A 26,132-nucleotide genomic window follows, 5' to 3' on the forward strand; every position below is an offset into this window, starting at 1 on the left:
TCGTCGCGAGAGCAGAATTTAGTGATCCGGCGGCGAAATCTCGCCTATCCGCCACCTGCCGAAAGATAGGTTGGAAAGCCCGTTCCGGGTAAACACCTACAGGAGCTTCGACTGGCGCGCCTTGGCAATCGCCTGGGCGCGATTGCGCACGCCGAGCTTCTCGAAGATTTGGCTGACGTGCCACTTGGCCGTACCCAACGTGATCACGAGCCGTGTCGCAATCTGTTGATTGGCAAGCCCTTGACTGACCAGGCGTAGCACCTCGAGCTGGGTCCCGGTGAGGCCTGCCGTGTTCGCCTCGACAACGTCTTCTTCCGCCGGTTGACGGAACTGTTCGAGGAGGCCGGTGACAAACGCTGGAGCGGTGCTGCTCACTTGGCGCAGCAGTCCGGCCAATGTGGCATCGCCGTCGAGGAACGGGCGAACATAGCCGCCCGAAGCGGCCAAGGACACGGCCTTCTCGAGATGTTCGAGCGTTGCGCTTCGGCCGCCGTTGGCGCGATGCCCCATCGCCTGTAGCACATGGACCGTGACGAGCATGCCGGTTTGCCCTTGGCTGCGACATGACCCCTCGACCGTGCCGAGCATGCGAAGCGCTGCAAGCGCGTGGTTGTTCGCGAGGAGCAAGCGAGCGTGCAGGAGTTGTCCCTCGACTGAAGAATCGACAGCGGCGCGAATCTCCTCGAAGGTTTCTTTCGCCGCAGCGACGTTTCCCTCACGAAGCTGGAGGTCCGCGATGGCGATGCGCACCATGCGCTGGCGCCGTGGATTGCGCGAGCGATCCGCCAGACCCTGGGCGGCCGCCAATGCGTTCCACGCCTGCTCGCGCGCACCGCGTGCATGGTGGACCTTGGCAAGGGAACATTCTCCCGCCAGCGTGTGGTACAGGTTGCCAAGCTGCCTGCAGAGCGCGACACCCGCCTCGAGCAGCTCGACCGCCTCATGCAATTCGTTTCGTTCATATGCCAGCATGCCCATCGGTATCAGGATGAGGCCGCTGATTGGTGCCTGCGCTTCGTCGGAAGGCGAACAGCGCTCCAGCGACGCACGGCAGAGCAACTGCGCCTCGCGCAACTGGCCCTGAGCACTCATCAACGGTGCAAGATGGGCTAGCGCGTCGAGCGCGGTCATGCGATGCCCGAAGGACCATCCCAGCTCGAGAGCCTGCCGCAGCATTTCGGTCGCCGGCTTCGGAAGGCCGGTGCGAAGCAGACCCAGCCCCTGGTAGAAGAGCGCCCAAACCCGGAAGAAAGAAGTGCTGCTTCCCAACTGATCCAGCGCCTGGCGCGACAGCTCGATCGCGCGGGCCGGATTGTCCGACGTGATCGCGAGAAAGGCCTGGAGCGCAAACAGGATGCCCCTGTGTTCCTGGGAGCTTTCCGCCGCATTCGGTGCGCCGGTCAAAGCGTAGTACTCCTCGGCTTCTACGGTGCGGCCGCTCATGAACAGAAGCCACGCCTGATACCCCGCAAGATCCTGATGCCCACGCACAAGGGACGTCGGCAGCATCTCGAGCCATGCCAGCAGCGTGGGCAGTTCGCCACGGGCAAGCATCTCCTCCACGAGACTGCGAAAGAGTCGCACTGCATCCGCGTCGCTGCGAGCCGCGAGTGCGTGCTTGATCGCGTCCTTTCCCATACCCTGCGATTCGAACCACGCGCTGGCTCGACGATGCAACTCGATCCTCTCCGACTCGGCAAGGCCTTCGCGAAGAAAATCCGCCAAGAGCTGGTGATACCGAAACCAGCGACCCTGGTCATCCAGCCGCCGCAAGAAAAGGTTGGCGCGCTCCACCTGGACCAGCATGTGCCGGCTGTCGGTGCGCTCGGTGACCGCATCGCAAAGATCGGCAGAGAAGCGATCGAGGATGCAGGTTTTCCGCAGGAAGTCCTGCAGCATCTGAGGTTGTTGGCGCATGACCTCGGCTGCCAGGTAGTCGATCACGTGCCGGTGCTCGCCACTGAATGCAGCGGCAACCTGTGCCAGATTCGCCGCCCCCTGCAACTGCACGTGCCGCTGTAGCGAGAGCGCGGCGATCTGGAGCCCCGCCACCCAGCCTTCGGTGCGGGCTGCAAGCGTCCGAGCCGAATCGGCGTCGAGTGCCAGCCCCATGCTCCGCACGAGGAATGCCGTTGCTTCGTCTGGCGTGAATCGAAGCTGGTCGATTCCAACCTCGTCAACCCATTGCCGAGTACGCCATCGGGAAAGCGGCCACTGCGGATCCTTGCGGGTCGCGACGATCAGACGCAAATGCTCTGGCAGGTGCTCGACGAGAAACGTCAGCGCCGCATCGAGTTCTGGGTTGTCGATCGCTTGATAGTCGTCGAGCACCAGTACCACTGGATGGTCCAGGTCGGTGAGATCGTCCAGCAACGATGCCATTCGATCCTTCGGGCTCGGCGAGCCTGCCCCGGAGAGGGGGGGCGTCGCGGAGTATTCCACGTCGACGCTGGCGCCTTGCAAGGCAGCTCTCAGATAGTCGAAGAAGCGCACCGGGTCGCTGTCGTCCTCGTCCAACCCGAGCCACGCCACGGCAGGTCGATCCACGGCTTCGTTGACCCAGGTCGAGAGCAATGTGGTCTTGCCGAATCCTGCTGGAGCGCAGAGAAGCGTCAACGGCTGCTTCAGTGATCCGGCCATCAAATCAAGCAGACGCGGACGCGACAAGCTCATCGGCTGCGCAGGCGGGAGTGCAAGCTTTGCCTTCAACAAGAGAGTTTGACCTGGGGTTCGCATTCCGTTTCGCCGTCCCGGCTTGCGCGATCCGCCCAGCCAACCGAGGCATTTGAACTTGGGCTTCGCATTCTGACTTTACATGCGCAGGTATCAACCGGTTTACTCGAGCTTACAGCACGGTCACTCCCATGACGTTCGTCTAGAAATGTCTGCAAATCGGTCCCTCGGGACTGGGCTTGGCGCGAGCGGGCGAGCCCGAGCAAGCTCGATCCCTATGCCGACCAGCTCGCGATCGGCGCGTGCCGCATCGGCGAATTCCTTCAGGTTGCGGGCGGCAATGGAGGGGTGGATGGCCAGCACCATCCGCCGCCTTGAAAATGAGTAGATGGGGCTTTGCGTGGGTCGGTCTTGGACGGAAATTAGTCTGTTAGCCGGGTCAGTTCTCGGTGGCAATCAAAACCCAGCATTCCGACCGAGCGCGAAGAGAATTAATAAATATGGGGTTTGTCCCAGGTCAACCAATCTGAGAAGCATCCTTTAATAATTATCCAAGTGGAGTACTTTGCTGAAGTTGCGAACGATGGCCGAAAACGTGACGCCGCGACCGGGGAGCCTGCAAAAATTTGCTACGCAGTTGAGCGGGGCGCATGTACTTGGTTCCGATTTGTCGCGGGTTGTTCGCTGGGATCAATGTCTTCATTGAAGGCGGCATGGATGCGAACGGTGCGGTTCGGAAGTTGCTGGTACTGGCAGCAACTTTGGCCAGCTGTGGGCGTATGCCGAGAACTGCTTCGCCAGGCGCTGGGCGCCCGGATGATTCAGGCATTACCATGTTTCGGTCACTGGGAGAATAAGGGCCATGCGCATTTGGAAAAGAGCTATGTCCGTCGAAGAAATCTCCACCAGCAACAAGGACACTGCGGCCAGCCATCTCGGCATCGAGTTCCTCGAGGTCGGCGACGATTTCATCCGGGGACGTGTGCCAGTAGACGCCCGAACCCGGCAGCCATTTGGCTTGCTGCATGGCGGCGTTTCCGTGATGCTGGCCGAAACGCTGGGATCTGTCGCGGCGCAGCTTTGTTGTGGAGAGGGCCTGCTCGCGGTGGGATTGGACATCAATGCCAACCACCTGCGTGGCGTGACGCATGGCTGGGTCACTGGCACTGCTCGGCCGATTCACATTGGGCGCAAGACGCACGTCTGGCAGATCGATCTGACGAATGAAGACGGCGAGCCGACCTGCGTGTCGCGTATCACCGTAGCCATCGTTGAGGCGCAGTAGACCTCGTGTGGCGCCTTGCCATGCAAGGCTTCGGCGGCGAGTCTGACGATGCGATCAAGCGATGTGAGCTTCGGATGTCAAGAAGGGATTTCAGGCCTTAAGGGTTGTGCTTCGGACACGAGCCTGTTCGAGTTGGCCCGTGCACGCTTTTGGCTCGCGAGCCCGACTGCCTCGCTCGAAGCTTCCGCTCGTGCTTCTGGGTGGAGTGCTGCTTTTGATCGACAACCCTGAGCCCGTCTCGAAGGACTTGCTCCACGGAGTACGAGGCCGGGCGTTACGGTCGTACGCATGTGCCTTGTTGGTGTCGATCGGAAGATCAGACAGTTTTGCGGTGCGTGCCGCAGTAAACGCGAGCCAGGTGTTCAACCTACCCCGCTGCTTATCTAAGCGGCGGGGTTCGAGAAGTGAGCACCATAGTCATGATTGGCAGGATCAGACCGCTGCGTGAGAGACAAGCTGGCGGAGTGCGAGATAGCGAGGATGACAGGGCTGTCGCGCAACACGGTGGCGAAGTGGCTACGCACCGTTAGTTCGAGGAGCCGAAGTACCGGCGCGACGCGTGTCTGAACAAGCTCAGCGCATTTGAGGCGACGCTGAGGCAGGCATTAACGGCCGAAGTGCGACGGCCCAAGAACGAACGACGCAAGACTCGTGCGCTGCATTCCGAGATCACTATTCAATCAGCGCGGTGGCACGCTTCTGCTTCGTCGCGCAACAGTTCGGCATGCACGGCGCGGAGGGCGCTATGGGTCGCGTGCGAAGCGTCCTTGGGCGGCTTTTTCGTATGTACACGGAATTCGCCCGGGAGGCCGTTGCCGGGTCGTAGATGGCGTCCTTCGCGTAGCTCAACTGGGGGCTGTGGGCTGCGCGACGCGATCTCCAAGGATCACCGGGCTTCTTGCTGGTCCAAGCTGAGCCGATCGGACATGAAGTCCAGAAAAGCGCGGATCTTGCTGGGCATGCCCTTGCGGCCGAGCACCAATGCGGTGGCATGCATCGAAGGGCTCTCCCAGCCCTTCAGTACTCGCAGCAGCCGCCCCGATCGCAGGTCGTTCGCACACATCACGTTCGGCAGCATGCTCAGCCCTACGTGGCCGATCGCCATCTCCCGCGCAATCGAGATATTGTTGACAACGACCTTGCCCTCAATGTTCGCAAATCGGTGCGTGGCCTCATTGCGCAAGGTCCAGATGCCGTCCGCACGCTGCTGCGTCGTGATGATGCAGTCGTGCCTGTGCAGTTCGTCCACTGATAGCGGCACGCCGCGGCGCTTGAGGTACTCCGGGCTCGCGTATACCCCACGCGTGATCGTGGCGAGACGGCGGTAGGTCAGCTCGGTGTCCTTGAGCGGTCCCAATTGGATCGTGAGGTCGTAGGGGTCTTCCCGGGGATTCACTGCGCGGCTGTTCACATCGACCTCCAGCTCGAGCTCCGGGTAGGCCAGCACGAACTCGGCAATGGCCTTGCCGATCCACGACACACCGAAGTCGATGGGAATGCTGACGCGTAGCGCGCCGCGCATGGCCGTTTGCAGCTGCAGCGTATCGACGCTCGCTTGGGCCACCTCGTCCACCACCCGCCGGCAATGCTCATAGAACCGCGCGCCGATTTCTGTCGTCGTCAGGCGGCGCTGTCCCTTCTTCAGCAGGATCGTGCCCACGTTGAGCTCGAGTTGCGTGAGCTTGCGGCTGATCGTGGACTTAGGCATTCCGAGTTCGAGGGCCGCGCGCGTGATGCTTTGCGCGTTGACCACGTCATAGAACAGCTGGAGCGAGTTCAGATCGAGTTTGTCGTTCATGGCGTGTTGTCTGTCGGCATCGAGGCAGGCGCGAGGTTAGTTGACAACGCCGCCGCTGCGCGTCTTTAGCGTTCCACGTCTGGAACGCCCGGTCCACATCCGATGCTATTCGGAACGCTGCGCGCTTCCTAACATCGCCACAAAGAGAGATACCGAGCGCAGGTCGCAAGACCAGCGACGCGCCATCCAAATCAAGAACGGAGACAACCAGTGAACAACTATCCAATTTCGCGCCGGGTGTTGCTGAAGGCCGCGTCGGCTTGGGCACCAGCCTCGGTGCTGGGCGTCGGCCTCGCGTCCGCGGGCGGCGTCAGCGCCCAAACAGGCCTCAAATGGGCCAACCTGTCGCCTGGCTTCACCACGCTGCTGACCGACTACATCGTCGCCAAGGGCCTGGACAAATCGAACAACCTGCAGCTGGGAAAACCCACGGCGTACACGGCCGTCACCACCTACTACAACGACTTCGTCGCCGGCAACTACGACGTGTGCATCGGCAGTTGGGATACTTTCGCCTCGCGCTACATCGCAGGCGTGCCGATGCAATACGTGTGCTCCGTGACTACGGGCAACATGATCAACATCGTCACGCAGGCCAAGGGTCCGGCGACGATCCAGGACATCAAAGGGAAAACCCTCGCCGCACCGCAGTCGACTGGCACCTACCGGATGATGCGCGCCGTGGTCAAGGAACTCGCGGGCATCGACCTCGAGACCTATGCGGTAGTGCAGAACGTGGACAACCCCGCCGCCTCAGTCACCTTGGTCATGGCCAACCGCGCGGACGCCGGCCTGACCTGGGAGCCCAATGTGTCGGTGGGACTCAAGCGCGTGCCCGACATGCGCGTGCTCTACAACGCGGGCGAGGAGTATCGCCGCCGCGTCAACCTCGACTTGCCGTACTTCGGCGTGGCCGTTCGCAAGGAGGCCGTCGCGCGCGACCCCCAACTCGTCGCTCGACTGAACAAGGCCTTTGCCGAGTCCATCGAGGGCATCAACGCCAGAACGCAGGACGCCGTGACCATCGCCGGCGCCAACTCGGGCATTCCCGCGGACGTGCTGACAACGGCCATTGCCTCGAAACGTCTCGAGTTCAAGCACGTGTCGATGCAGAACGAGCAGGGGCGCCGCAGCATCCTCTCGGCCAACGAGTTCCTGGTGCGCAACGGCGCGCTCACGAAGCTGGTCGACAACGGCTTCTTTGCGGCATGAACGGCATGAAGCACGCAGAACTCCCCGCCGGCGCCGCGGCGCCTGAAGGCCCACCACGCGCACCGGTGGCCACGGCGACGATGGCAAAGGCGCCCAAGGTGGCGAACGGGCGTGACCGCAGCGAATTCAAGGCGCTGGCCGTTGTCGTGGTGCTCATCTGCGCCGCAATGGAAGTCGCGAGCTGGTACGTGCCCGACTATGTGATGCCCTCGCCGCAGGCCATCGCCAAGGCGCTGGGCCAGCTGCTCACGACCGACTTGCTCCATGTGGCCATCACGTTGGGCCGTTTGTGCGTAGCGATCTTTTTCTCTGCGATTGCAGGCGTCGCCATCGGGCTGCTGATGGGCACGTCCAAACGGGTGGGGCCGTACCTGAAGGCGCTGGTGGTGGTCGATACCGGCATCCCTGCGCTGTCATGGATGCTGCTGGCCGTATTCTGGTTCAAGGACCCGGAGGCGCGGATCTTCTTCATCCTCACAGTGATCCTCCTGCCGTTCTATGCGCTGAACGTCTACGAGGGCGTGCGGGCGCTGTCGAGCGATTGGGTCGACATGCTGGAGAGCTTCCGCCCGACGCGCTGGCAGATGCTGCGTTACCTGGTCGCGCCGCACATCGTTCCCTACATCTTCCTGACCACCAAGTCGGTGATCGGCTACGCGATCCGCATGGTGATCTTCGCGGAGCTGGTGGCCTCGGCCTTCGGCATCGGCTCTCGCATGAGCTTTGCGCAGTCGACCTTTCGCATTGACCAGGTGCTGGCCTGGACCGTCCTGCTGGTGGCGCTCAACCTCGTCATCCAGTGGCTGGCCACCGTGGCCGAATCGCACTTGCTGGGCTGGCGCAAGGAAGTGAAGGTGCGCTGATGACAACGACCATCAATACACCCGTTCCCATCATTGAGCTGCGCGACGTGAGCAAGCGCTTCGGCAGCCACACCGCCATCGACCATCTCTCGATGGTGGTGCGCGAGGCCGAGACGGTGGCCTTGCTGGGGCAGACCGGGGCTGGTAAGAGCACCGTGATGTCGCTGCTGATGGGTACGTCGTCAGCCGACGAGGGCTCAGTGCAGGTGGCCGGCGTCGACCCGGCGATCGATTTCACCGCCTTGCGCGGCAAGCTCTCCGTGAGCTTCCAGACCGATCGCCTGCTGCCTTGGCGCACTGCGCGCGAGAACGTCGAGCTGGGCCTGCTGCTGCTCAAGCGCCCCAAGGCCGAAGCGCGCCAGCGCGCGCAGGAATGGCTGGAGCGCGTGAAGCTGGGCGACGCGGCGCACAAATACCCGTCGGAGCTGTCGGGGGGCATGCGCCAGCGGGTGTCGCTCGCGCGCGCCCTGGCCGTCGATCCAGCGCTGGTGCTGCTGGACGAATCGTTCAGCCAACTCGACCATGTGACCTCGCAGACGCTGCGGCGCGACTTTGCGGAGATCGTGCGCGAGCAGCGCAAGACCTGTGTCTTTGTCACCCACCGCATCGAGGACGCGCTCGAGATTGCCGACCGCATCCTCGTGCTCGCAGCCCCTGCGCGCGTCTGCCTCGAACTCGCGATCAGCGCCGAACAGCGCCAGGACGCGCAATGCATGGCGCACATGCACCGCCAGGTGGAGCGCGCCATCGGCGGCGAAGCGCCGCTGGCTTCCCCCATCTCCCCAACACACCACTAGTAAGAAAGCGGATCTTCAAGATGAGCTACCAGGACATCATCGTCGAGCAGGTAGAAGGCTGGCTGGAAATCACCATCCACCGTCCCGAGAAAATGAACTCGTTGCGCGAGACCACGGCCGAGGAAATCCTCGACGCGCTGGGCGAGGCGGAGTCGAACCGCGAGATCGCCGCCGCGATCCTGCGCGGCAGCGACAAGGCCTTCTGCACCGGCATCGACACCAGCGAATTCACCATCGGCGACAACGAGTACTTCGACTTCTATCGCAAGCGCCGGCGCTCGCGCAAGGTCAACGAACTGTTCCGTTCGCTGCCCGGCTACAGCAAGCCCATCATCAGCGCCATCGAGGGCTTCGCGCTCGGCGGCGGCCTGGAGCTGGCACTGGTCGGCGACATGATCGTCGCCGGCGCCAACGCCAAGTTCGGCCTGCCGGAGATCCGCCTGGGTCTGATGCCTGGCGGCGGCGGCACGCAAACGCTGCCGCGCCTCGTCGGCCCGGCGCTCGCCAAGGAACTCATGTGGACCGGCCGGCGCATCACCGCGGCTGAGGCGCGCGAGTACCGCTTGGTCAACCACGTGACTGAGGCCGGCAAGGCGATCGACAAGGCGCGCGAGCTGGCACGCACCATCGCCGGCAACGCACCGCTGTCGGTGATGTTCACCAAGGCCGTGATCGATCGCGGGATGGACCTGCCGCTGGCCGAAGGCATGGCCGCCGAAGGCGACGTGTCCTTCATGCTGTATTTCACCAAGGATCGCCAGGAGGGCTTGAGTGCCTTCCGTGAGAAGCGGACCCCCGATTTCCGAGGAGAGTAAGAGATGAAGAAGAGAGACATCGTGATAGGCGGCTACGCCGAGACCGCCATCGATTTCAAGACCGGCCGCAGTGCCTACGACCTAGCGGGCGAAGCGCTCGACCAGCTGCTGGAGCGCACCGGCATCGACAAGAGCGAGATCGACGGACTGTCGGTGACCACTGCGCTGTCGGAGGCGCAGAACCCCTTCTTCGCGGTCTACATGACCGAGGCGCTGGGCATCACGCCGACCTGGCTCAACTACGGCGGCATCGGCGGCTGCTCAGCCACCGGCGGCGTGGCGCGCGCCATGTCGGCCATACGCGACGGCATGTGCAAGCTGGCGGTCGTGATGTCGTCCGACGCGCCCAGCTCCGACTGGCGTTCCAACTACGGTGCCTACCGCAGCGAGTTCCAGGACCCGCCCGGCGTGCAGGGCCCGCCCGCGACCTTCGGCCTCTTGATGAGCCGCTACATCCACCAGTACGGGCTCGACCCCGAGGCGCTGGGCAAGATCGCGATTACCCAACGCGCCCACGCTTTGCACAACTCCAACGGCTACAAGAAGTTCCAGAAGGAACTCACGATGGAGGAGTACCTGAAGTCGCGCGTCATCTCCGACCCGCTGCGTGTGCTCGACAGCGTGATGTTCTGCGACGGCGCCAACGCCTTCATCGTCACCACTGAGGAGAACGCCAAGCGCCTCGGCCTGAAGAAGATGGTCTATCCGGTGGCCTACGGCGAGGTCACCAACTTCAACGGCGCCGACCCGCTGGCCGACATCACCCTGTCCGGCTTCACCAAGATTGGCCCCGAGGTGCTGCGCAAGGCCGAACTTGCGCCCAAGGACGTGCGCATGTTCCAGCCCTACGACGACTTCACCATTGCCGTGATGATGCAGTTCGAGGCTTTCGGCTTCTGCGAGCGTGGCGAAGGATCGGCCTACACGCTGCGCACCGACCTGTCCTTCAACGGCGACCTGCCGCTCAACACCGGCGGCGGCCAGATCTCGGCCGGCCAGCCCGGCCTGGCCAGCGGCGGTCTCAACCTGGCCGAAGCCGTGCGGCAGATGTTCGGCGAAGGCGGCAGCCGCCAGGTGTCAGACCCGCGTAACGCGCTGGTCACTGGCATCGGCGTGATCCCTTACGGTCGCAACTGGGGCACCAGTTCGGCCTTGGTCCTGGAGGCATGAAAAACATGAGCGATACCACCCCCACCACCGCCCCGGCCGCGCCGGTCCGACCCGTGCCGAAGCAGGGCGTCTACGTTGACAGCAAGCCCTTCTGGGACGGCATCGCGCAAGGCAAGCTGGTGCTGCAGTACTGTACCGTCGCAAAGCGTTTCCAGCACTACCCGAAGCCGGTCAGCGGCTTCACCGGGCGCCGCACGCTCGAGTGGCGCGAAGTCGCAGGCACCGGCACCATCTACGCCTGCACCGTGGTGCGCATTCCCGGTCCGGGGGTCGAAGGCCGCATCCCGCTGTGCGTCGCAACGGTCGAGCTCGACGAGGGCGTGCGCATCATCGCCAACGTGCTGAACTGCGCGCCGGCGGATCTGGCGATCGGCAAGCGCGTGAAGCTGGCGGTGGACCATCTGACGCCCGAGCAGCCATACCCCGCCTTCGAACTCGCCTAGGAGCACCATGCGTCTCGAACACTTCATGGCGGCGCACGCCCTGCGCACGCCGGCGAAGCCGGCCGTGGTCGTGGGCGCGCAGCGCCTGAGCTACGGCGAGTTGCTGTCGAGCTCGCGCTCTCTGGCCGCTGGGCTGCGGCGCGCCGGTGTGGTCCAGGGCGACCGCATCGTCGTGTACCTGCCCAATTGCGTCGAATTCGTGCAAATCATGTACGCGGCCTTTTCGGTCGGCGCCACGGTGATCCCGGTCAACACCCGCAACACCCCGCGCGAGTTGGTTTATTTTGCACAGGACAGCCAGGCCCGCGTGCTGGTGTTTCATGCCGAGAGCGCCGAGGCGATCGCAGCGCTGTCGGCCGAGTTCGTGGGCATCCGCCGCGTGGCGGTGGGCGGCGACGTGGCCGGCGCGGAGTCGTTCGAGATGCTTCGAACCCACTCCGACGAGCGCCTGCCGGAGCTCGCGCTGTCGCCCGACGACGCGATGATCCTCTACACCTCGGGCACGACCGGCAAGCCCAAGGGCGCGGTCCTCACGCACGCCAACTTCGTGATTGGCAACGCCTTCGTGAACGCGGTGGAGTGGGGCGTTACGGCGCACGACGTGTTCCTGGTGACCACGCCGCTGGCGCACCGCACGGGCTTGGCCCGGCTCATGAACTCGATGTGCCTGGGCGCCAAGCTGGTGGTGATGGAGCGTTTCGACGCGCAGGCCGCGGTCGAGACCATCGAGCGCGAGCAGGTTAGCGCTGCGGGCATGGTGCCCACCGTGGCCCGCATGCTGATGCCGGTGCTCGAGAAGGAGGCCGCGCGCTGCGCCAGCCTGCGCCACATCATCGTCACTGGCGAGGCGTTTCCGGTGGAGCTCAAGCGCCGCATGATCGGCTATCTGCCGCAGGCGCGGCTGCATTCCTTCTTCGCAATGACCGAGGTCGGCTCGGTCACAGTGCTCGACCACGAGGAGCAGTTCACCCACCCCGCGTCAGTGGGGCGCGTCACGCCGGGCGTGCAGGTCAAGCTGGTGGACGACAAGGGCCAGCAGGTGTCGGTAGAAGAGGTGGGCGAGATCCTGGTTCGCTCGGGCGAGGCCGGGCGCTTTACCACCATGAAGGGCTATTTCGGGCGCCCCGACGCCACCGCTGCGACCATCATCGAAGGCTGGGTCCACACCGGCGACATGGGCCGCTTCGATGTCGATGGCTACCTGTACATCGTGGACCGCAAGAAGGACATGGTGCTCAGCGGCGGCTTCAACATATACACCAAGGAGGTCGAGCAGGTGCTGATAGAGCACGCCGACGTGGCCGATGCCGCGGTGGTGGGCGTCCCCGATGAGATCTTCGGCGAGGCGGTGACCGCGTTCGTTGAGCGCCACCCGGGCTGCACGCTGAGCGAACAGGCGCTGCAGGAGCACACGAAATCCCGTATTGCCAGCTACAAGAAGCCCAAATACGTATTCTTTGTCGATGCACTTCCGCGAAACGGCATGGGCAAGGTGATGAAAGCCGAATTGCGCGAGATGGCGCTGGCGCGTTTGGCGCCGCGCGTGGTATGAGCGGCACCGCGGTGCCGTGGGACACGCAGGCAGCGCACTGGATCGGCGGCCAGTGGCTGCCGTCAGGCCACGCCTTCACGTCGATCAATCCGGCTGACGCATCGCTGCTAGGCCAGGCGCCGGATGGCGGCGTGACCGAGGCGCAGGCCGCGATTGACGCGGCGCGCCACGCCTTCGAGACCACCCCCTGGCGCCATAGCCCGAGGCTACGGGCGCAGGTGTTGCTGGACATGGCGGCGCGCCTCGCTGCCGATGCAGCATCGCTGGCGCTGCTGCTGACGCTGGAAAACGGCAAGGTGCTGCGCGAGTCGACCGGCGAGGTCGAAGGCGCTGCTTCGGAGTTGCGCTACTACGCGGGCATGGCCCGCAGCGCAGCCGGCCGCGTGGTCGAGCCGGCGCCAGGCGTTCGCTCGCTCATCACGCATGAAGCCGCGGGCGTGGTGGCGATCATCGTGCCGTGGAACGCGCCCCTGATCCTCTTTGTGCGGTCGCTCGCGCCGGCCCTGGCGGCCGGCTGCACAGTGGTTGTCAAGGCGGCGCCGCAGGCCGCGCTCTTCATGCACCGCGTGGCGCGGCGCATGGCCGAGACCGAGGGGCTGCCGACTGGCACGATCAATATCGTGCACGAGGCGGGCAGCGCCGTGGCGCAGGCTTTCGTCGCCTCGCCGGTAGTCGACGTCCTGAGCTACACCGGCAGCACCGCCGTGGGCAAGGCCATCATGGCGGCGGCCGCGCCTCAGCTCAAGCGCCTGTCGCTGGAGCTTGGTGGCAAGGCCCCCTGCGTGGTGTGCGAGGACGCCGACCTGAGCCTCGCGGTGCGCGAGATCCTCGCCGCCGGCATCATCCTGTCGGGACAGCAGTGCACTGCCGCCAGCCGGGTGCTTGTGCACCGCCGTGTGTATGCGGTTTTTCGCGATGCCATGGCGTCGGCCATGCGCGCGCTGCGTGTGGGCCCAGGTCACCTCGCCGAGAACGCGATGGGGGCAGTGATCGATCTTGCGAATCGCGACCGCATCCTGCGCCTGGTCGACGAACTGGGCGAGCGCCACCGTGTGGTGGTACGAGGGGGGGCCGTACGGGGCCTTCCCAGGCACGGTGCCTTCGTGTCGCCCACGCTGGTGGAAGTCGACGACCCGCAAACGCCGGCCGTCCAGGACGAACACTTCGCGCCATTGATGACCTTGGAGGTTTTCGACGACGACCGTGGCGCCGTCGCACTGGCCAATGCCACATGCTTCGGGTTGGGCGCGAGCGTGTGGTCGCGCGACAGCGCACGCGCGCAGCGCATCGCGCGCGAGATCCGCTGCGGCACTGTATGGATCAATGCGCACAACAAGCTCTTCGCGGAAGCGGAGGTCGGTGGCTACAAGGAAAGCGGATTCGGCCGGCTTCACGGCGCCGAAGGCATGCACGACTTCCTTGAGATCAAACACGTCTACCAGGAGATCGGCTGCCTCTGAGGCGGCCGCTATTTGCCACGATGCTCAGACCCGAATCGGCCGCGGACGCGGCCTTCCGCAACGAGGTACGCGACTGGCTCGCGACCCACGCGCCCGACGCGCTGCGTCACCGGACCTTCCGGCCGCTGCCGGTCGAGGGCATGCCCTGGTACCGCGCGCTGTCGCAGCGCGGCTGGATTGCGCCGCATTGGCCGCGCACGCATGGGGGCATGGGTGCCAGCGCGGTGCAGCAGGTGATCCTCATGGAAGAAATGGCGCGCGCGGGCACGCCCGACTTTCCGACCCAGGGCCTGAACCACATCGGCCCGCTGCTCATCGCGCGTGGTACGCCGGCGCAGCAACAACGCCACCTGCCGGCCATTCTTTCAGGCGACGCCATCTGGTGCCAGGGCTATTCCGAGCCGGGGGCGGGCTCGGATCTGTCGAGCCTGCGCACGCGCGCCGAGGTGCGCGGCGGCCCGGACGGAGACAGGCTCGTCATCAACGGCCACAAGATATGGACCACCTGGGGCCACCATGCCGACTGGATGTTCGCGCTGGTACGCACCACCACTGCCGGCAAGCCGCAACATGGCATCACCTTCGTGCTGATCGACATGAAGACACCGGGCATCCGGCGCCGGCCGATCCGCACCATCGCGGGCGACGACGAGTTTGCCGAAGTGTTCTTCGACGAGGTGGCAGTGCCGCTGGACAACGTTGTCGGCGAGATCGACAAGGGCTGGCTGGTGGCCACCGCCGTGTTGAGCGAGGAGCGGTTGCGCATTGGCTCGCCGGCCCAGGCGCTGCGCGCGCGGGAGCGCCTGCGCATGATGCTGCGTGCCACGCCTACGGACCGCTTGCCGCCCAGCGTGCGTGAGGCCGCCGCACTTGCCGAGGTGGAGGTCGAGACGCTCATCGCTGCCTACCTCGAAGCGGCCGAAGCCGCCGAACAGGGCATCGCAGCTGACAGCTCCTACCTGAAATTGCTGGCCACGGACACCGTGCACCAACTGCTCGACCTCGTGCAGCGCGTGGCGGGACCCGCCGCCGCGTTGCGAGATCCGGTTCGCCGGGGTGACGACCTGCTCGATGCCACCGAGATGTTCCTGCAGGCACGCCGCCTGGGCATCTACGGCGGGAGCAGCGAAGTGCAGCGCAACATCATCGCGACGCGGGTGCTCGGCCTGCCGGTCGCCGGAGCCAAGTCATGAATGCCGAATACAGTGCGCCCCTGCGCATGATTGCCGAGAGCGCAGCGGACGCCGCTGCCTCGTTCGGTGGCCCGGCCCGGGCACGCCGGGTGCATGAAGGCGGCCCCGCGTGGGAGCCCGCCACGTGGAGCGCAATCGCTCAACTTGGCTGGCTCGGGATCGCGGTCCCCGAATCGGCGGGTGGCCTGCAATTGGGCGCGCCGGCGCTGTGCGTGGTCGCCGAAGAAGGCGGTCGCGCATTGCTGGCGCCACCGCTCACGATGGGCATGGCCGCCGCTGCGGTGTTGGCCGAGGCGGGCGAGGTCGCGGTGCCGACGTTGCTGGCGCTGATCGAGGGATCGGCACACGTCGTGCTGGTGGATGCCGCCGGGTCCGCTGACGTCACCCTTGCGGCGCATTTGGCACCCGACGGCGACGCAGCCACGCACTGGCTGGTGGCTTGCGGCTCGGGGCACGAGTTCAGTGCGCGGCTGCTGGACCCCGGCGCACCTGGTGTTGCGCTCACCGTGCGCCACGCCGTGGATGGCAGCCGCTTGGCCGATCTGCACGTCGGCCGCGCCATCTGGAACGATGCGCCGCAGGTGCTGTCGGGCAGCGCGGGCGAGGCCGCCTGGCGGCACGGCCGGCACCTCGCGTGGCTCGGCGATGCTGCCTACCTCTGCGGCCTGATGGACGCGGCCCTTGCCCTCGCGCTCGACTACCTGCGTCTGCGCCGCCAGTTCGGCGTGCCGATCGGCAGCTTCCAGGCGCTGCAGCACCGTGCCGCAGCCTGCCATGTCGACGTGACCGCCACGCGCGCGCTGGTACACGAGGCAGCGCGCACGGCCGGCACCAGTAAGGAAGGCTGGGCTGCCGCGGCCGCCGTGCATCGTGCCGGCGCCGCGGCGCTGCGCGTGACCAAGGAGGTGGTGCAGTTCCATGGCGCGATCGGCTTTGCCGAGGAGCACGACGCCGGCCTGTACTTGCGCCGCGCCATGACCATCGGCGCGCGCCATGCGGGCGCAGCGCTGGCGGCGCTGCAAAGCCGCTGAGACACCCAAGAACAATGAGGAGACAACCGAAGTGAGCTATCCGACGATCGTTTTTTCAGGACGCACCTTCACCGCCGAATGGATGGAGGCCGAGGTTGAGCGCTTGTGCGCCGGCCTGGAGGCGGCTGGCGTGGCGCACGGTCAGACCGTGGCCATGATGATGCGCAACTGCCCGGCTTACGCGGCGCTGGTCCTGGCGTGCCGCCGCGCAGGTGTCTATTTCGTCTCGCTTAATTGGCACTGCAAGCCGCCCGAGGCGGCCTACATGCTCGAGGATAGCGGCGCTGCGATGCTTTTCGTGCACGACGACCTGCTCGCGCAGGTTGTGGCCGGGGTACCGACCGGCGTGGCCATCGTCGCCGTGCCGGCCGACGAAGAAAGCCCGGAGCCCGACGCCGGTGGCCGCGCCATGCGCTGGATCGACTTCGGCGTCGGCGTGCCGCCGATGGCAGCGCGCCCGCGCCTGCACTTCGGATCGGTGCAATACACATCGGGCACCACCGGCAAGCCCAAGGGCGTGCGACGGCTCACGCTTGCGCCGCAGGAGCGCGATGCGCTGGAGCTGGAGTCGCGCCGAATCGGCCGCATCGCCTCGGGCATGGCGCTGGGCGTGACCGCGATGTTGTGCGCCCCCATCTATCACAGCGCCTCCACCATGTACCTGGTACAGGCTTGCGACGCCGGTGCCACGCTGATCCTGGAGCCCACTTTCGACGCGCTGCGCGCGCTCGAACTGATCGAGCGGCACGCCGTCACCCACGCCTACCTGGTGCCCACCATGTACCGCCGGCTGCTCGCGCTGGGCGATGAGCAGCGCGCGCGCTTCAGCGTGGCCACGCTGCGCCACGTCACCTCCACCGGCTCACCTTGTGCACCCGATGTCAAGCGCCGCATGATCGACTGGTTCGGCCCCGTCATCACCGAGGCCTACGGCGCCAGCGAGACCGGCTACGTCACCTTCATCGATTCGCCCACCTGGCTGGCCCATCCCGGCTCGGTCGGCCAGGCGCTCGGCCCGGCGCGGCTGCGCATCGTCGATGACGAGGGCCGCGAGCTGGCCCCGGGGCAGATCGGCGCCATCTACGTGCGCCAGCCGGCGCTGCCCGATTTCACCTACGTGAACAACCAGGCGGCCCGCGACGCGATGGAGCGCGACGGCCTGGTCGCGCTTGGCGATGTGGGGTACCTGGATGAGGAGGGCTTTCTCTACATCTGCGACCGGCGCAACGACATGATCATCTCGGGTGGCGTGAACATCTACCCGGCCGAGGTCGAGTCCGTGCTGCAGGGCTTGGCGGGGGTGGCCGACTGCGCGGTGTTCGGCATTCCCGACGAGGAGTTCGGCGAGAGCGTGGCCGCGGCGGTGCAGCTGCGCCCCGGCGCGCAGCTCGATGCGGCCAGCATCCAGCACTTCCTGCGCGCGCACATCGCCAATTTCAAGGTACCGCGCGTGATCGAGTTTCATGCGCAGCTGCCGCGCGAGGACACCGGAAAGATCTTCAAGCGCCTGCTGCGCGAGCCGTACTGGCGCGAGCAGAACCGCAGGATCTGAAACATCCTTTGGCCGATGTGCACCTTGTGCGAAAGCGCGCCGTCGGCATGCCCGTCCAACCCCTTTCAGGAGCCTTCGCATGACATTTCCACAACTCCTTTCGGGGCGGCTTCGGCTGCCGCTGATCGCCTCGCCGCTGTTCATCATCTCGACGCCCGAACTCGTCATCGCGCAATGCAAGGCGGGCATCGTCGGCTCGTTCCCGGCGCTCAACGCGCGCCCCCAGGAAGAACTCGCGAACTGGCTGCAGCGCATCACAGATGCGCTGGCGGAGCATGACCGAGCACACCCGGAGCGGCCCAGCGCACCCTTTGCCGTGAATCAGATCGTGCACCGCTCGAACGACCGGTTGCAGGACGATCTCGAGGTGTGCGCCCGCTTCAAGGTGCCAATCGTCATCACCTCGCTCGGCGCGCGGCCCGAGGTGAACGACGCCATCCATGCCTATGGCGGCATAGTGCTGCATGACGTCATCGACAACGCGTTCGCGCGCAAGGCGATCGAGAAGGGCGCCGACGGACTGATTGCCGTGTCGGCGGGTGCGGGCGGGCATGCGGGCACGCAGTCGCCCTTTGCGCTGGTGCAGGAAATACGCCAATGGTTCGAAGGCCCGCTCGTGCTGTCGGGCGCCATTGCCAGCGGCCGTTCGGTCTTGGCAGCGCGCGCGATGGGCGCCGACTTCGCCTACATGGGCTCAGCCTTCATCGCCACCGAGGAGGCCAATGCGGCGGCGGCCTACAAGCAGATGATCGTCGACAGCGCGGCGCGGGACGTGGTGCACACCAGCCTTTTCACCGGCGTTCACGGCAACTACCTGCGCCCCTCGATCGTCGCGGCCGGACTCGATCCCGACAACCTGGCTGGCGGAGACCCCGGCAGCATGAATGTCGCCTCCGGCCGCATGAAGCCCAAGGCCTGGAAAGACGTCTGGGGCTGCGGCCAGGGCATCGGCATCATCGACCGGGTGGTGCCGACCGCCGTCCTGGTCGACAGGCTGGCCGCGGAATATGACGCCGCGCTCGGCCAGGTGCTGGGCCGTCAGGCCATCGCCGCCTGAGCCGCAACCATCGAATCAACAGCAGGAGACAAAAAAATGAAGACCGATACCCTCTGGACGCGGGCCGCGTTGCGGGCTGCCTTGTGCGTCGCAGCCGCGATATCGTTGCAGGCGGTGGCCTGGGCGCAGGGCGCCCCCGCCACCCTGGGCACCCCCGGTGCCGCCACGCTGACCAAGCCCGCGCGCATCATCGTCACCGTGCCGCCCGGCGGGGGTATCGACACCATCGCGCGCCGGCTCGCGACCCGCATGGCGCCCGTGCTCGGCCAGTCCGTGATTGTGGAGAACCGGCCCGGTGCCTCGGGCGTGCTCGGCGTGGACAACATCGTGCGCTCCGCGCCCGACGGGAGCTCGCTTATTCTGGCAGCGGGCTCCACCATCACCGTGCTCCCGCACCTGATAAAGAAGCTGCCGTACGACGCGACCAGGGACCTCACGCCGATTGCGCAGATCGGCGTGACGCCGCTGGTAATGCTGGTCAATGCCGACAACGTCGCGAAGACCGTAGCCGAATTCGTGGCCGCGGCCAAGAGCAGCCCGAACACCATGAGCTACGGCTCCTACGGCAACGGTTCGCTCGGCCATCTGATTGGCGAGGCTTTCAAGCACGGCGCGGGCGTCACCATGGTCCATGTGCCCTACAAGGGCTGTGCGTCGGCCATCAACGACCTGATCGGGGGACAGCTTAGTGCGGTGGTGTGCGACGTGGGTTCAGCCGCCGCCTTTCTGCAGCCCGGCAGCCGCCTGCGCGGACTGGCCATCACCGGCACACACCGCCTGGCATCGTTTGCGGCCATCCCGACCTTCCCCGAAGCCGGTTATCCCACGCTCGGGCCGCTGGTTGGGTGGATCGGCATCTTCGGACCTGCGAACATGCCCAAGCCGCTCGTCGCGGCGCTGGTGAAGGATTTCGCGGATGTGATGAAAACCGACGACATGCGTTCCGCGCTTGCGCAGATTGGCTACGACATCGGCGACCCATCGGCGGCGAATTTCGCAAGGACCGTCCAGCAAGACGGCGTGGTCTGGGGCCAGTTGATCCGCAGCATTGGCGGCATCACGCTCGAATAGTTAACGAGAAGAGAACCATGCGCGAAGCCGTCATCGTTTCCACCGCCCGCACGCCACTGGCGAAGTCCTTTCGCGGCGAGTTCAACATCACGCCCGGCCCCGAGCTCGCCGCGCACGCGGTGCGCGCCGCCGTGGACCGCTCGGGCATCGACCCCGAACGCATCGAAGACCTGATCCTGGGTTGTGGCTTTCCCGAAGGCACCACCGGCCGCAACGTCGCGCGGCAGACGGCCCTGCGCGCCGGCCTGCCGGTGGGCGTGGGCGGCGCCACCATCAACCGCTATTGCGCCTCTGGGCTGCAGGCCATCGCGATGGCAGCAGGCAACATCGTGGTGGACGGCATGTCGGTCGTCGTCGCCGGCGGGGTGGAAAGCATCTCGCGCATTGCGCCACGCGGCCCGGGCCCCGGCGATGCCGATCCTTGGCTGCTCGCGCAGCAACCCGGACTCTTCCTCTCGATGATCGAGACGGCCGACATCGTGGCCGCACGCTACGGCATCACGCGCGAGGCGCAAGACCGCTTTGCGACGCAGAGCCAGCAAAAGACCGAGGCCGCACAGCGCGCGGGCCGCTACCGCGAGGAGATCGTGGCCGTGACCGCTACCATGGCCGTGCAGGACAAAGCCACAGGCGCGGTGTCGCACCGCGAGACGACAATCGGCGAAGACAATTGCAATCGGCATGGCACCACCTACGAGGCGCTGGCGCGGCTGCAGCCAGTCAATGGGCCCGAGCGCTTCGTCACCGCGGGCAATGCCTCGCAAATGTCGGACGGCGCGGCTGCCTGCGTGATGATGGAAGCGCGCGATGCCGAACGCGCCGGCTTCGCGCCGCTGGGGGCCTTTCGCGGACTGGCCGTGGCGGGCTGCGAACCCGACGAAATGGGCATCGGGCCGGTGTTCGCGGTGCCCAAGCTGCTGGCGCGCCACGGCCTCGCGATCGACGACATCGACCTGTGGGAGCTGAACGAGGCCTTCGCCTCGCAGTCGCTCTATTGCCAGCAGCACCTGGGCATTCCGGACGAACGCCTGAACGTCGACGGCGGTGCCATCTCCATCGGCCATCCCTACGGCGTGACCGGTGCGCGCCTTGCTGGACACGTGCTCATTGAAGGGCGCCGCCGCGGCGCGCGCTACGCGGTGGTCACGATGTGCGTCTCCGGCGGCATGGGCGTGGCCGGCCTGTTCGAGATTTTTCGCTAGACCCGCATGGACCTGAACTTCACACCCGAAGACGAGGCCTTTCGCGCGGAAGTCTGTGCTTTCCTGGCCGAGCGCCTGCCACCGGTGCTGCGCCGGCGGGTGGCGGAGGGCCGCACGCTTCGCAAGGATGAGATGCAGCAGTGGCATGCCATCTTGCAATCGCGTGGCTGGCTCGCGGGGCACTGGCCGCGCGAGCACGGCGGAGCCGGCTGGAATGCGGTGCAACGCTTCATCTTCGAATATGAATGCGCGCTGGCCGACGCGCCGCGTATCGTGCCTTTCGGGCTCCTCATGCTCGGGCCGGTGCTGATCCGCTACGGCACCGAGGCGCAACAGCGCCACTGGCTGCCGCGCATCCTTGATGGCTCCGACTGGTGGTGCCAGGGCTACTCGGAACCGGGCGCGGGCTCCGACCTGGCGGCGCTAAAGACGTCGGCAGTGCGCGGGCACGATGCAGCGGGTCCGCACTACATCGTCAACGGCCAGAAAACCTGGACCACGCTCGCGCAGCACGCCGACATGATCTTCTGCCTCGTGCGGACTTCCAAGGACCCACGGCGTCAGCAGGGCATCAGCTTCCTGCTGATCGATATGCGCTCGCCGGGGGTCGAGGTGCGGCCCATCGTTACCCTAGACGGCGAACACGAGGTGAACGAGGTCTTCTTCACCAACGTGCGAGTGCCGGCGCAGAACCTCGTCGGAGAAGAGAACGATGGCTGGACCTGCGCCAAATACCTGCTTACGCACGAACGCAACGCGGGCATCGGCTTTTCGGTGGCGGCGCTGCAGCGACTGAAGGCCGTGGCGGCCAAAGTCGTGAGCGGCGGCCAGCCGCTGGACCGCGACCCGGCGTTCGCGGGGCGCATGGCGCGCGTGGAAATCGACCTGGAAAATCTGAAGACGACCAACCTGCGCGTGACGGCCGCTGTGGTCAACGGCGGCAGCCCCGGCGTAGAAAGCTCGGCCCTAAAGCTGCTCGGCAGCGAGATCCGCCAAGAACTCGCCGCGCTCGTGCGCCGCGCGGTCGGCTTGCATGCACTGCCGCACCTCGGCGATGCCGAAGCCCTGGCCGGCGCGCCCGCTGAATCGGTGAGTGCCGCCGCGCAGTACCTGAACAACCGCAAGCTCTCGATCTTCGGGGGCTCCAACGAGATCCAGCGCAACATCATCGCCAAGACGGTGCTGGGGCTATGAAGGACGCCGCATGAACTTCGAACCCACAGACGACCGGCGCATGCTGGACGAAGCGCTGCGGCGCATGCTGGCCCGGCACTACGATTTCGCACAGCGCCAGCGCATTGCGCAATCGGGCGAGGGGCACAGCATGGAAATGTGGCGGCATCTCGTCGATCTGGGGGCGCTCGGCGCGCTCTTCGGCGAGGCAGACGGCGGCCTCGGCGGCAGCGGTTTTGACATCGCACTGGTGTTCGAAGCGCTGGGCGGCGCGATGGCGCTGGAGCCCATGCTTGCAGCGCTAATGGCCGTTGCCGCGCTGGCCGAAGCGAAAACGGATGTGCAGCGTGCGATGCGGCGCGACATTGTGGCCGGCCGCAAGCTGGCCGTCCTTGCGCACGCCGATCCCGAGGCCCGCTACGAGGTTTCGCACGTGACGACACGTGCGCGGCCGAGCGATGGTGGCTGGCAGCTCGACGGCCTGAAATGCGTGGTGCGCCATGCGGAGCAGGCCGACTTTTTCATCGTCTCGGCCCGCACATCAGGTCGCGACGGCGACTCCGCGGGCATCAGCCTGTTCGTGCTTCCCGCCGCGACCTCGGCCATCATGCTGCGTGGCTACCCGTTGGCCGATGGTGGCCGGGGCGCGGACATCGCGTTGGACGGCGTGCAACTGCCGGCCGATGCGGTGGTCGGCACCGAAGGCCAAGCCTTTTCGAGCATCGAAGGCGCCGTGGGCGCCGGCGTGCTGGCACTGAGCGCACAGGCATTGGGTGCGATGGAGTCCGCCAAGCAACTCACCCTCGACTACCTGCGCACCCGCGAGCAGTTCGGACGATCCATCGGAGGCAACCAGGCGCTGCAACACCGCATGGTGGACCTGTGGTTGGGTATCGAGCAGGCGCGTTCAGCCGTCATCAACGCGGCAAACGCGCTGCAATCGGCCGACCGCGTCACGCGCGAGCGAGCGTTGTCGGCCGCCAAGGTGACCACCGGCCGCGTCGGGACGCGTGTGGCCGAGGAGTGCATCCAGATGCATGGCGGCATCGGCATGACGTGGGAGCTCCCGCTGTCACACCTAGCCAAGGGCCTGGTGCTGACCGAACACATGCTCGGCGACGAGGACCATCACTTGGCGCGCTATGTGTCGCTTGGCTGCGCGTGAGGGTTGCAACCTGGCGCGTGCGCATGGCTGCGGCCATGTCCTGCGATCGACGCATTGAGCTTCGCCTCTTCATTCGCGCCAATGAGTGGCAGCTTTTCGGCCGCCACGGCAACTGGACCTAGGCGCATCGGCGGTCAAGAAGTCAATCTCGCGCCGATCCGCGCAGGCGCTGGTGGCGGCGCTGGCCAGCATGTATCCGGAAAATCGCACGGAGACAACGCGTCTGGCCCGATCCATTGTGTGGCTTATACGTGAATGACAATCCTTCACTGGGGCGGGCGTGGCAAGCGTCGAGGCGCTGTCGGCGCGGCCTTGAAGCCTCCGCCTTTATGCGGGCGCGCCAAAGTGCCGCATCAGCACGGCGTCGAATGCCTCAGGCTGGTCGATGTTGGGCAGGTGTCCCGCCTGCGCGATGACCACGAGGACGGATCCGGAGATGCGCCCATGGATCTCGGTCATCGCTTGTGGCAGAACCCCATCGTTCGCACCCACGATCAGGGTTGTGGGCAGCGCGATCTCTGACACCCGGGCCAGGTAGTCGAGTCCCTGGATGGCGCGCGCGCATCCGACGAATCCGTCCACCGATGTCGACGCCGCGACTTGGAGCAGGCGCTGCGCGATGTCGGGGTGGGCATCGAGAAAGTCGCGGCCGAACCAGCGTTCGAGGGTGGGCCGCGCGAGCGCCGCGCAGCCTTCGCGCTCGGCGATGGCGATGCGCTCGTTCCAGGGTGCGGACGCCTCCGGTGGTGTGTCTGCACGCGCATCGCACAGGCATAGGCTCGCCAGCCTGTCGGGATGCGCAAGCGCCAGGCCGAAGCCACTCATGCCACCCAACGACAGCCCGACGTAGTGCGCCTTCGCGATGCCGAGTGCATCGAGCACCGCGACAGTGTCGGCCACCAGATGCTGCATGGAGGAGGGCGGTTCGTGGGCCACCGAGCCGCCATGGCCGCGCGTGTCTGCGCACACCACATGCCAGCCGCGCGAGGCCAGCAGCTGCGCCTGCTTGGACCACATGGCACTGCTGGAGAGGATGGAGTGCGCCATGTACACGGCGGGCGCGCGGGCGTCGCCGTGGCGATGCACCTGGATGCTGCCGGCCCCTGAGGGGAGGGCGATGTTCTGCGTGGTGACCTGCATGGGAGAAATTCTGAGCGCTTGAAGAAAATGGGATCAGTAGCCGGCGAAGAACTCGATCGCCACCTGCTCGGGCGGCACACCGCAGGCATCGAGACAGTCCTGCATGACTGCGACCATGGCGGTCGGGCCGACGATGTAGTAGCGGCAGGCCTGCCAGTCGGGCACTTCCTGCTGGATGAGCGCGGCATCGATCATGCCGTCGCGCCAGACGTGTGCGTCCTGGCCGCCCGATGAAGGGGGCGCGCGTTTATCCTCGGCAATCACATGCACAACGCGTAGTCGCGGCAGGTCGGCGCACAGCTGCGCGAGCTCGCTGCACCAGGCGGCGAGTGCGTGCGTGCGGTTGCCGTAGAGCAGTGTGACCGGCGGCACCGCCTTGCCGCTGACAGCCTGATGTTGCAGGTGGCGCAGCATGCTGTAGAACGGTGTGATGCCGATGCCACCGGCGAGCATCACGAGCGGCTGGCGCGGGTCTTCGGGCAACACGAAATCGCCCATGGCCGGGCTCAGGCTCACGAAGGCGCCGTCGGCACCGAGGGCGCATTGCGAGAGGTGGCGCTTGAATGCCGTATCGCGCATGCGCATCGCAACCATGAGGTGCGGATCATGGGGGGCGCTGGCGATCGACAGCATGCGCTCGCCGTCGTCCGAGCCGTCTTCCGGCGCATCGAAATCCGGCAGCTGGAGGCTGACGAACTGGCCCGCCTCGAAGTCGAAGCCGGCAGGGCGTTCCAGGAAGAAAGCCATCGTGTCCGTGGCGATGGGGGTACGCGCCAGCACGCGCACAGGGAAATTGTCGGGGTCTGTCATGGATAGATGTTCGATGTTGTCGGCCCGGCGAACGTGCGCCGCTGCCTGAATGGGAATTACCACGAGACGCTGATGTCCCCGTTTACGAAGGTCTGGCACGCCATGCGAAAGCCTTGTTCGAAATCCGCTTCCGAAAGGTGCTTGCGTTCTTTCGGCTTGACAGCGTCGGTGTGCTCCAGGCCGCTCTCGATGCGACATTTGCAAGTGCCGCACACGCCGCCGCCGCACTTGAAAGGAATGCCGCCTTGCCCGCGCAGCGACACGCGCAGCAGGTTGCTGTTTTCCGGCGCAGTCAGCACCTTGTTCGCATTGGTGATAAAGGTGACGCTGATCATGGGCGGCCGGCCTCCTGCGCGTCGACATGCACGAGGCGCACGTCCAGGCGGCCGAAGTTGACCAACAGCGCGAGTTCCTCGCGCGCGGCCTCGAGCGTGTCGAATCGCGGCAGAAACTTGGAGGGAACGAGGTTGCGCGTGGGCGGGTCGCCCTCGTCCACGATCGCGACTTTCACTGGCCGTTCAAGCTCGGCAATGACGAAGCGCGCGCGCCGCTGGCCGTAGAAGAAGTAGTCGTGGCTCTCGACGGGACGAAGGCCGTCGCACAGCTCGGTGCGGAACTGGCCGTCCTTGTTCGTGAGGATGACATATGCGTTTGGCATGTGTGTGTAAAG

General features: G+C 65.8%; 23 protein-coding genes and 1 pseudogene. 18 read left to right on the top strand and 6 right to left on the bottom strand.

Annotation, left to right across the window (positions count from 1 at the left end; genetic code table 11):
• Nucleotides 1-96: 96 nt before the first annotated feature.
• On the bottom strand, nucleotides 97-2,673 hold the full coding sequence (locus ACZYSP_RS15675) for a winged helix-turn-helix domain-containing protein (RefSeq protein ID WP_489015164.1): 2,577 nt from the start codon (nucleotides 2,671-2,673) through the stop codon (nucleotides 97-99).
• A gap of 862 nt (nucleotides 2,674-3,535) precedes the next feature.
• Here ACZYSP_RS15675 and ACZYSP_RS15680 point away from each other — a divergent pair.
• Both ACZYSP_RS15680 and ACZYSP_RS15685 read left to right on the top strand, forming a co-directional pair.
• Nucleotides 3,536-3,958 carry a hotdog fold thioesterase gene (locus tag ACZYSP_RS15680; RefSeq protein ID WP_489015166.1) on the top strand — a complete coding sequence of 141 codons (423 nt, stop codon included), beginning with the start codon at nucleotides 3,536-3,538 and terminating at the stop codon, nucleotides 3,956-3,958.
• A 413-nt stretch (nucleotides 3,959-4,371) separates the two neighbouring features.
• Nucleotides 4,372-4,629, top strand: a pseudogene (locus ACZYSP_RS15685) (IS21 family transposase); the annotation flags it as partial.
• A gap of 215 nt (nucleotides 4,630-4,844) precedes the next feature.
• Here the strand turns inward: ACZYSP_RS15685 and ACZYSP_RS15690 are convergent.
• Nucleotides 4,845-5,756: a LysR family transcriptional regulator gene (locus ACZYSP_RS15690; protein WP_489015168.1), complete on the bottom strand. Its 912-nt coding sequence runs from the start codon at nucleotides 5,754-5,756 to the stop codon at nucleotides 4,845-4,847.
• A 210-nt stretch (nucleotides 5,757-5,966) separates the two neighbouring features.
• Here ACZYSP_RS15690 and ACZYSP_RS15695 point away from each other — a divergent pair, with 210 nt between their 5' ends.
• The 16 genes from ACZYSP_RS15695 (at nucleotide 5,967) to ACZYSP_RS15770 (ending at nucleotide 23,512) form a co-directional block, all read left to right on the top strand.
• Nucleotides 5,967-6,968, top strand: coding sequence for an ABC transporter substrate-binding protein (locus ACZYSP_RS15695; RefSeq protein ID WP_489015170.1), 1,002 nt, complete (start codon nucleotides 5,967-5,969; stop codon nucleotides 6,966-6,968).
• A 5-nt stretch (nucleotides 6,969-6,973) separates the two neighbouring features.
• Nucleotides 6,974-7,831 carry an ABC transporter permease gene (locus tag ACZYSP_RS15700; protein ID WP_489015172.1) on the top strand — a complete coding sequence of 286 codons (858 nt, stop codon included), beginning with the start codon at nucleotides 6,974-6,976 and terminating at the stop codon, nucleotides 7,829-7,831.
• Nucleotides 7,831-8,628, top strand: coding sequence for an ABC transporter ATP-binding protein (locus ACZYSP_RS15705; RefSeq protein ID WP_489015174.1), 798 nt, complete (start codon nucleotides 7,831-7,833; stop codon nucleotides 8,626-8,628). The genes ACZYSP_RS15700 and ACZYSP_RS15705 overlap by 1 nt, the downstream gene beginning before the upstream one ends.
• Nucleotides 8,629-8,648: 20 nt before the next feature.
• Nucleotides 8,649-9,443, top strand: a complete 795-nt coding sequence (locus tag ACZYSP_RS15710; protein ID WP_489015176.1) for an enoyl-CoA hydratase/isomerase family protein — start codon at nucleotides 8,649-8,651, stop codon at nucleotides 9,441-9,443.
• 3 nt (nucleotides 9,444-9,446) lie between these two features.
• A complete protein-coding gene (locus ACZYSP_RS15715) occupies nucleotides 9,447-10,613 on the top strand; it encodes a thiolase family protein (RefSeq protein WP_489015178.1) in 1,167 nt (388 codons plus the stop codon).
• Nucleotides 10,614-10,618: 5 nt separating this feature from the next.
• Entirely contained in the window at nucleotides 10,619-11,056 is a 438-nt protein-coding gene (locus ACZYSP_RS15720; protein ID WP_354398579.1) for a Zn-ribbon domain-containing OB-fold protein, read from the top strand.
• 7 nt (nucleotides 11,057-11,063) lie between these two features.
• Complete coding sequence (locus tag ACZYSP_RS15725; protein ID WP_489015181.1) at nucleotides 11,064-12,608, top strand: class I adenylate-forming enzyme family protein; 1,545 nt, start codon at nucleotides 11,064-11,066, stop codon at nucleotides 12,606-12,608.
• A complete protein-coding gene (locus ACZYSP_RS15730) occupies nucleotides 12,605-14,068 on the top strand; it encodes an aldehyde dehydrogenase family protein (RefSeq protein ID WP_489015183.1) in 1,464 nt (487 codons plus the stop codon). The genes ACZYSP_RS15725 and ACZYSP_RS15730 overlap by 4 nt, the downstream gene beginning before the upstream one ends.
• A gap of 20 nt (nucleotides 14,069-14,088) precedes the next feature.
• Complete coding sequence (locus ACZYSP_RS15735) at nucleotides 14,089-15,261, top strand: acyl-CoA dehydrogenase family protein (protein WP_489015185.1); 1,173 nt, start codon at nucleotides 14,089-14,091, stop codon at nucleotides 15,259-15,261.
• The gene (locus ACZYSP_RS15740) at nucleotides 15,258-16,292 is read left to right on the top strand and encodes an acyl-CoA dehydrogenase family protein (RefSeq protein ID WP_489015187.1); all 1,035 of its coding nucleotides are present in this window, start codon (nucleotides 15,258-15,260) and stop codon (nucleotides 16,290-16,292) included. The genes ACZYSP_RS15735 and ACZYSP_RS15740 overlap by 4 nt, the downstream gene beginning before the upstream one ends.
• Nucleotides 16,293-16,323: 31 nt before the next feature.
• Nucleotides 16,324-17,844 carry an AMP-binding protein gene (locus tag ACZYSP_RS15745; RefSeq protein WP_489015189.1) on the top strand — a complete coding sequence of 507 codons (1,521 nt, stop codon included), beginning with the start codon at nucleotides 16,324-16,326 and terminating at the stop codon, nucleotides 17,842-17,844.
• Nucleotides 17,845-17,923: 79 nt separating this feature from the next.
• Nucleotides 17,924-18,901 carry an NAD(P)H-dependent flavin oxidoreductase gene (locus ACZYSP_RS15750; RefSeq protein ID WP_489015191.1) on the top strand — a complete coding sequence of 326 codons (978 nt, stop codon included), beginning with the start codon at nucleotides 17,924-17,926 and terminating at the stop codon, nucleotides 18,899-18,901.
• 36 nt (nucleotides 18,902-18,937) lie between these two features.
• The gene (locus tag ACZYSP_RS15755) at nucleotides 18,938-19,972 is read left to right on the top strand and encodes a Bug family tripartite tricarboxylate transporter substrate binding protein (protein ID WP_489015193.1); all 1,035 of its coding nucleotides are present in this window, start codon (nucleotides 18,938-18,940) and stop codon (nucleotides 19,970-19,972) included.
• A 17-nt stretch (nucleotides 19,973-19,989) separates the two neighbouring features.
• Complete coding sequence (locus tag ACZYSP_RS15760; RefSeq protein WP_489015195.1) at nucleotides 19,990-21,174, top strand: acetyl-CoA C-acyltransferase; 1,185 nt, start codon at nucleotides 19,990-19,992, stop codon at nucleotides 21,172-21,174.
• Nucleotides 21,175-21,180: 6 nt separating this feature from the next.
• Nucleotides 21,181-22,368: an acyl-CoA dehydrogenase family protein gene (locus ACZYSP_RS15765; RefSeq protein ID WP_489015197.1), complete on the top strand. Its 1,188-nt coding sequence runs from the start codon at nucleotides 21,181-21,183 to the stop codon at nucleotides 22,366-22,368.
• A gap of 10 nt (nucleotides 22,369-22,378) precedes the next feature.
• Nucleotides 22,379-23,512, top strand: a complete 1,134-nt coding sequence (locus ACZYSP_RS15770; protein WP_489015199.1) for an acyl-CoA dehydrogenase family protein — start codon at nucleotides 22,379-22,381, stop codon at nucleotides 23,510-23,512.
• 327 nt (nucleotides 23,513-23,839) lie between these two features.
• On the opposite strand, the gene ACZYSP_RS15775 is transcribed toward ACZYSP_RS15770, so the two are convergent.
• The 4 genes from ACZYSP_RS15775 to ACZYSP_RS15790 are packed head-to-tail and all read right to left on the bottom strand — an operon-like array spanning nucleotide 23,840 to nucleotide 26,120.
• Nucleotides 23,840-24,652 carry an alpha/beta fold hydrolase gene (locus ACZYSP_RS15775; RefSeq protein ID WP_489015201.1) on the bottom strand — a complete coding sequence of 271 codons (813 nt, stop codon included), beginning with the start codon at nucleotides 24,650-24,652 and terminating at the stop codon, nucleotides 23,840-23,842.
• A 33-nt stretch (nucleotides 24,653-24,685) separates the two neighbouring features.
• Complete coding sequence (locus ACZYSP_RS15780; protein ID WP_489015203.1) at nucleotides 24,686-25,462, bottom strand: ferredoxin--NADP reductase; 777 nt, start codon at nucleotides 25,460-25,462, stop codon at nucleotides 24,686-24,688.
• 56 nt (nucleotides 25,463-25,518) lie between these two features.
• Nucleotides 25,519-25,797, bottom strand: a complete 279-nt coding sequence (locus ACZYSP_RS15785) for a 2Fe-2S iron-sulfur cluster-binding protein (protein ID WP_489015205.1) — start codon at nucleotides 25,795-25,797, stop codon at nucleotides 25,519-25,521.
• The gene (locus ACZYSP_RS15790) at nucleotides 25,794-26,120 is read right to left on the bottom strand and encodes a ferredoxin (protein WP_489015207.1); all 327 of its coding nucleotides are present in this window, start codon (nucleotides 26,118-26,120) and stop codon (nucleotides 25,794-25,796) included. The genes ACZYSP_RS15785 and ACZYSP_RS15790 overlap by 4 nt, the downstream gene beginning before the upstream one ends.
• Between the last annotated feature and the right edge of the window lie 12 nt (nucleotides 26,121-26,132).

Source organism: Variovorax sp. F042 (assembly GCF_057814215.1).

Bases quoted from the DNA above. Each gene is read 5' to 3' on its own strand.
- ACZYSP_RS15675 (WP_489015164.1), bottom strand. From the start codon at position 2,673: ATGAGCTTGTCGCGTCCGCGTCTGCTTGATTTGATGGCCGGATCACTG.
- ACZYSP_RS15680 (WP_489015166.1), top strand. From the start codon at position 3,536: ATGCGCATTTGGAAAAGAGCTATGTCCGTCGAAGAAATCTCCACCAGC.
- ACZYSP_RS15690 (WP_489015168.1), bottom strand. From the start codon at position 5,756: ATGAACGACAAACTCGATCTGAACTCGCTCCAGCTGTTCTATGACGTG.
- ACZYSP_RS15700 (WP_489015172.1), top strand. From the start codon at position 6,974: ATGAAGCACGCAGAACTCCCCGCCGGCGCCGCGGCGCCTGAAGGCCCA.
- ACZYSP_RS15705 (WP_489015174.1), top strand. From the start codon at position 7,831: ATGACAACGACCATCAATACACCCGTTCCCATCATTGAGCTGCGCGAC.
- ACZYSP_RS15710 (WP_489015176.1), top strand. From the start codon at position 8,649: ATGAGCTACCAGGACATCATCGTCGAGCAGGTAGAAGGCTGGCTGGAA.
- ACZYSP_RS15715 (WP_489015178.1), top strand. From the start codon at position 9,447: ATGAAGAAGAGAGACATCGTGATAGGCGGCTACGCCGAGACCGCCATC.
- ACZYSP_RS15720 (WP_354398579.1), top strand. From the start codon at position 10,619: ATGAGCGATACCACCCCCACCACCGCCCCGGCCGCGCCGGTCCGACCC.
- ACZYSP_RS15725 (WP_489015181.1), top strand. From the start codon at position 11,064: ATGCGTCTCGAACACTTCATGGCGGCGCACGCCCTGCGCACGCCGGCG.
- ACZYSP_RS15730 (WP_489015183.1), top strand. From the start codon at position 12,605: ATGAGCGGCACCGCGGTGCCGTGGGACACGCAGGCAGCGCACTGGATC.
- ACZYSP_RS15735 (WP_489015185.1), top strand. From the start codon at position 14,089: ATGCTCAGACCCGAATCGGCCGCGGACGCGGCCTTCCGCAACGAGGTA.
- ACZYSP_RS15740 (WP_489015187.1), top strand. From the start codon at position 15,258: ATGAATGCCGAATACAGTGCGCCCCTGCGCATGATTGCCGAGAGCGCA.
- ACZYSP_RS15750 (WP_489015191.1), top strand. From the start codon at position 17,924: ATGACATTTCCACAACTCCTTTCGGGGCGGCTTCGGCTGCCGCTGATC.
- ACZYSP_RS15755 (WP_489015193.1), top strand. From the start codon at position 18,938: ATGAAGACCGATACCCTCTGGACGCGGGCCGCGTTGCGGGCTGCCTTG.
- ACZYSP_RS15760 (WP_489015195.1), top strand. From the start codon at position 19,990: ATGCGCGAAGCCGTCATCGTTTCCACCGCCCGCACGCCACTGGCGAAG.
- ACZYSP_RS15765 (WP_489015197.1), top strand. From the start codon at position 21,181: ATGGACCTGAACTTCACACCCGAAGACGAGGCCTTTCGCGCGGAAGTC.
- ACZYSP_RS15770 (WP_489015199.1), top strand. From the start codon at position 22,379: ATGAACTTCGAACCCACAGACGACCGGCGCATGCTGGACGAAGCGCTG.
- ACZYSP_RS15775 (WP_489015201.1), bottom strand. From the start codon at position 24,652: ATGCAGGTCACCACGCAGAACATCGCCCTCCCCTCAGGGGCCGGCAGC.
- ACZYSP_RS15780 (WP_489015203.1), bottom strand. From the start codon at position 25,462: ATGACAGACCCCGACAATTTCCCTGTGCGCGTGCTGGCGCGTACCCCC.
- ACZYSP_RS15785 (WP_489015205.1), bottom strand. From the start codon at position 25,797: ATGATCAGCGTCACCTTTATCACCAATGCGAACAAGGTGCTGACTGCG.
- ACZYSP_RS15790 (WP_489015207.1), bottom strand. From the start codon at position 26,120: ATGCCAAACGCATATGTCATCCTCACGAACAAGGACGGCCAGTTCCGC.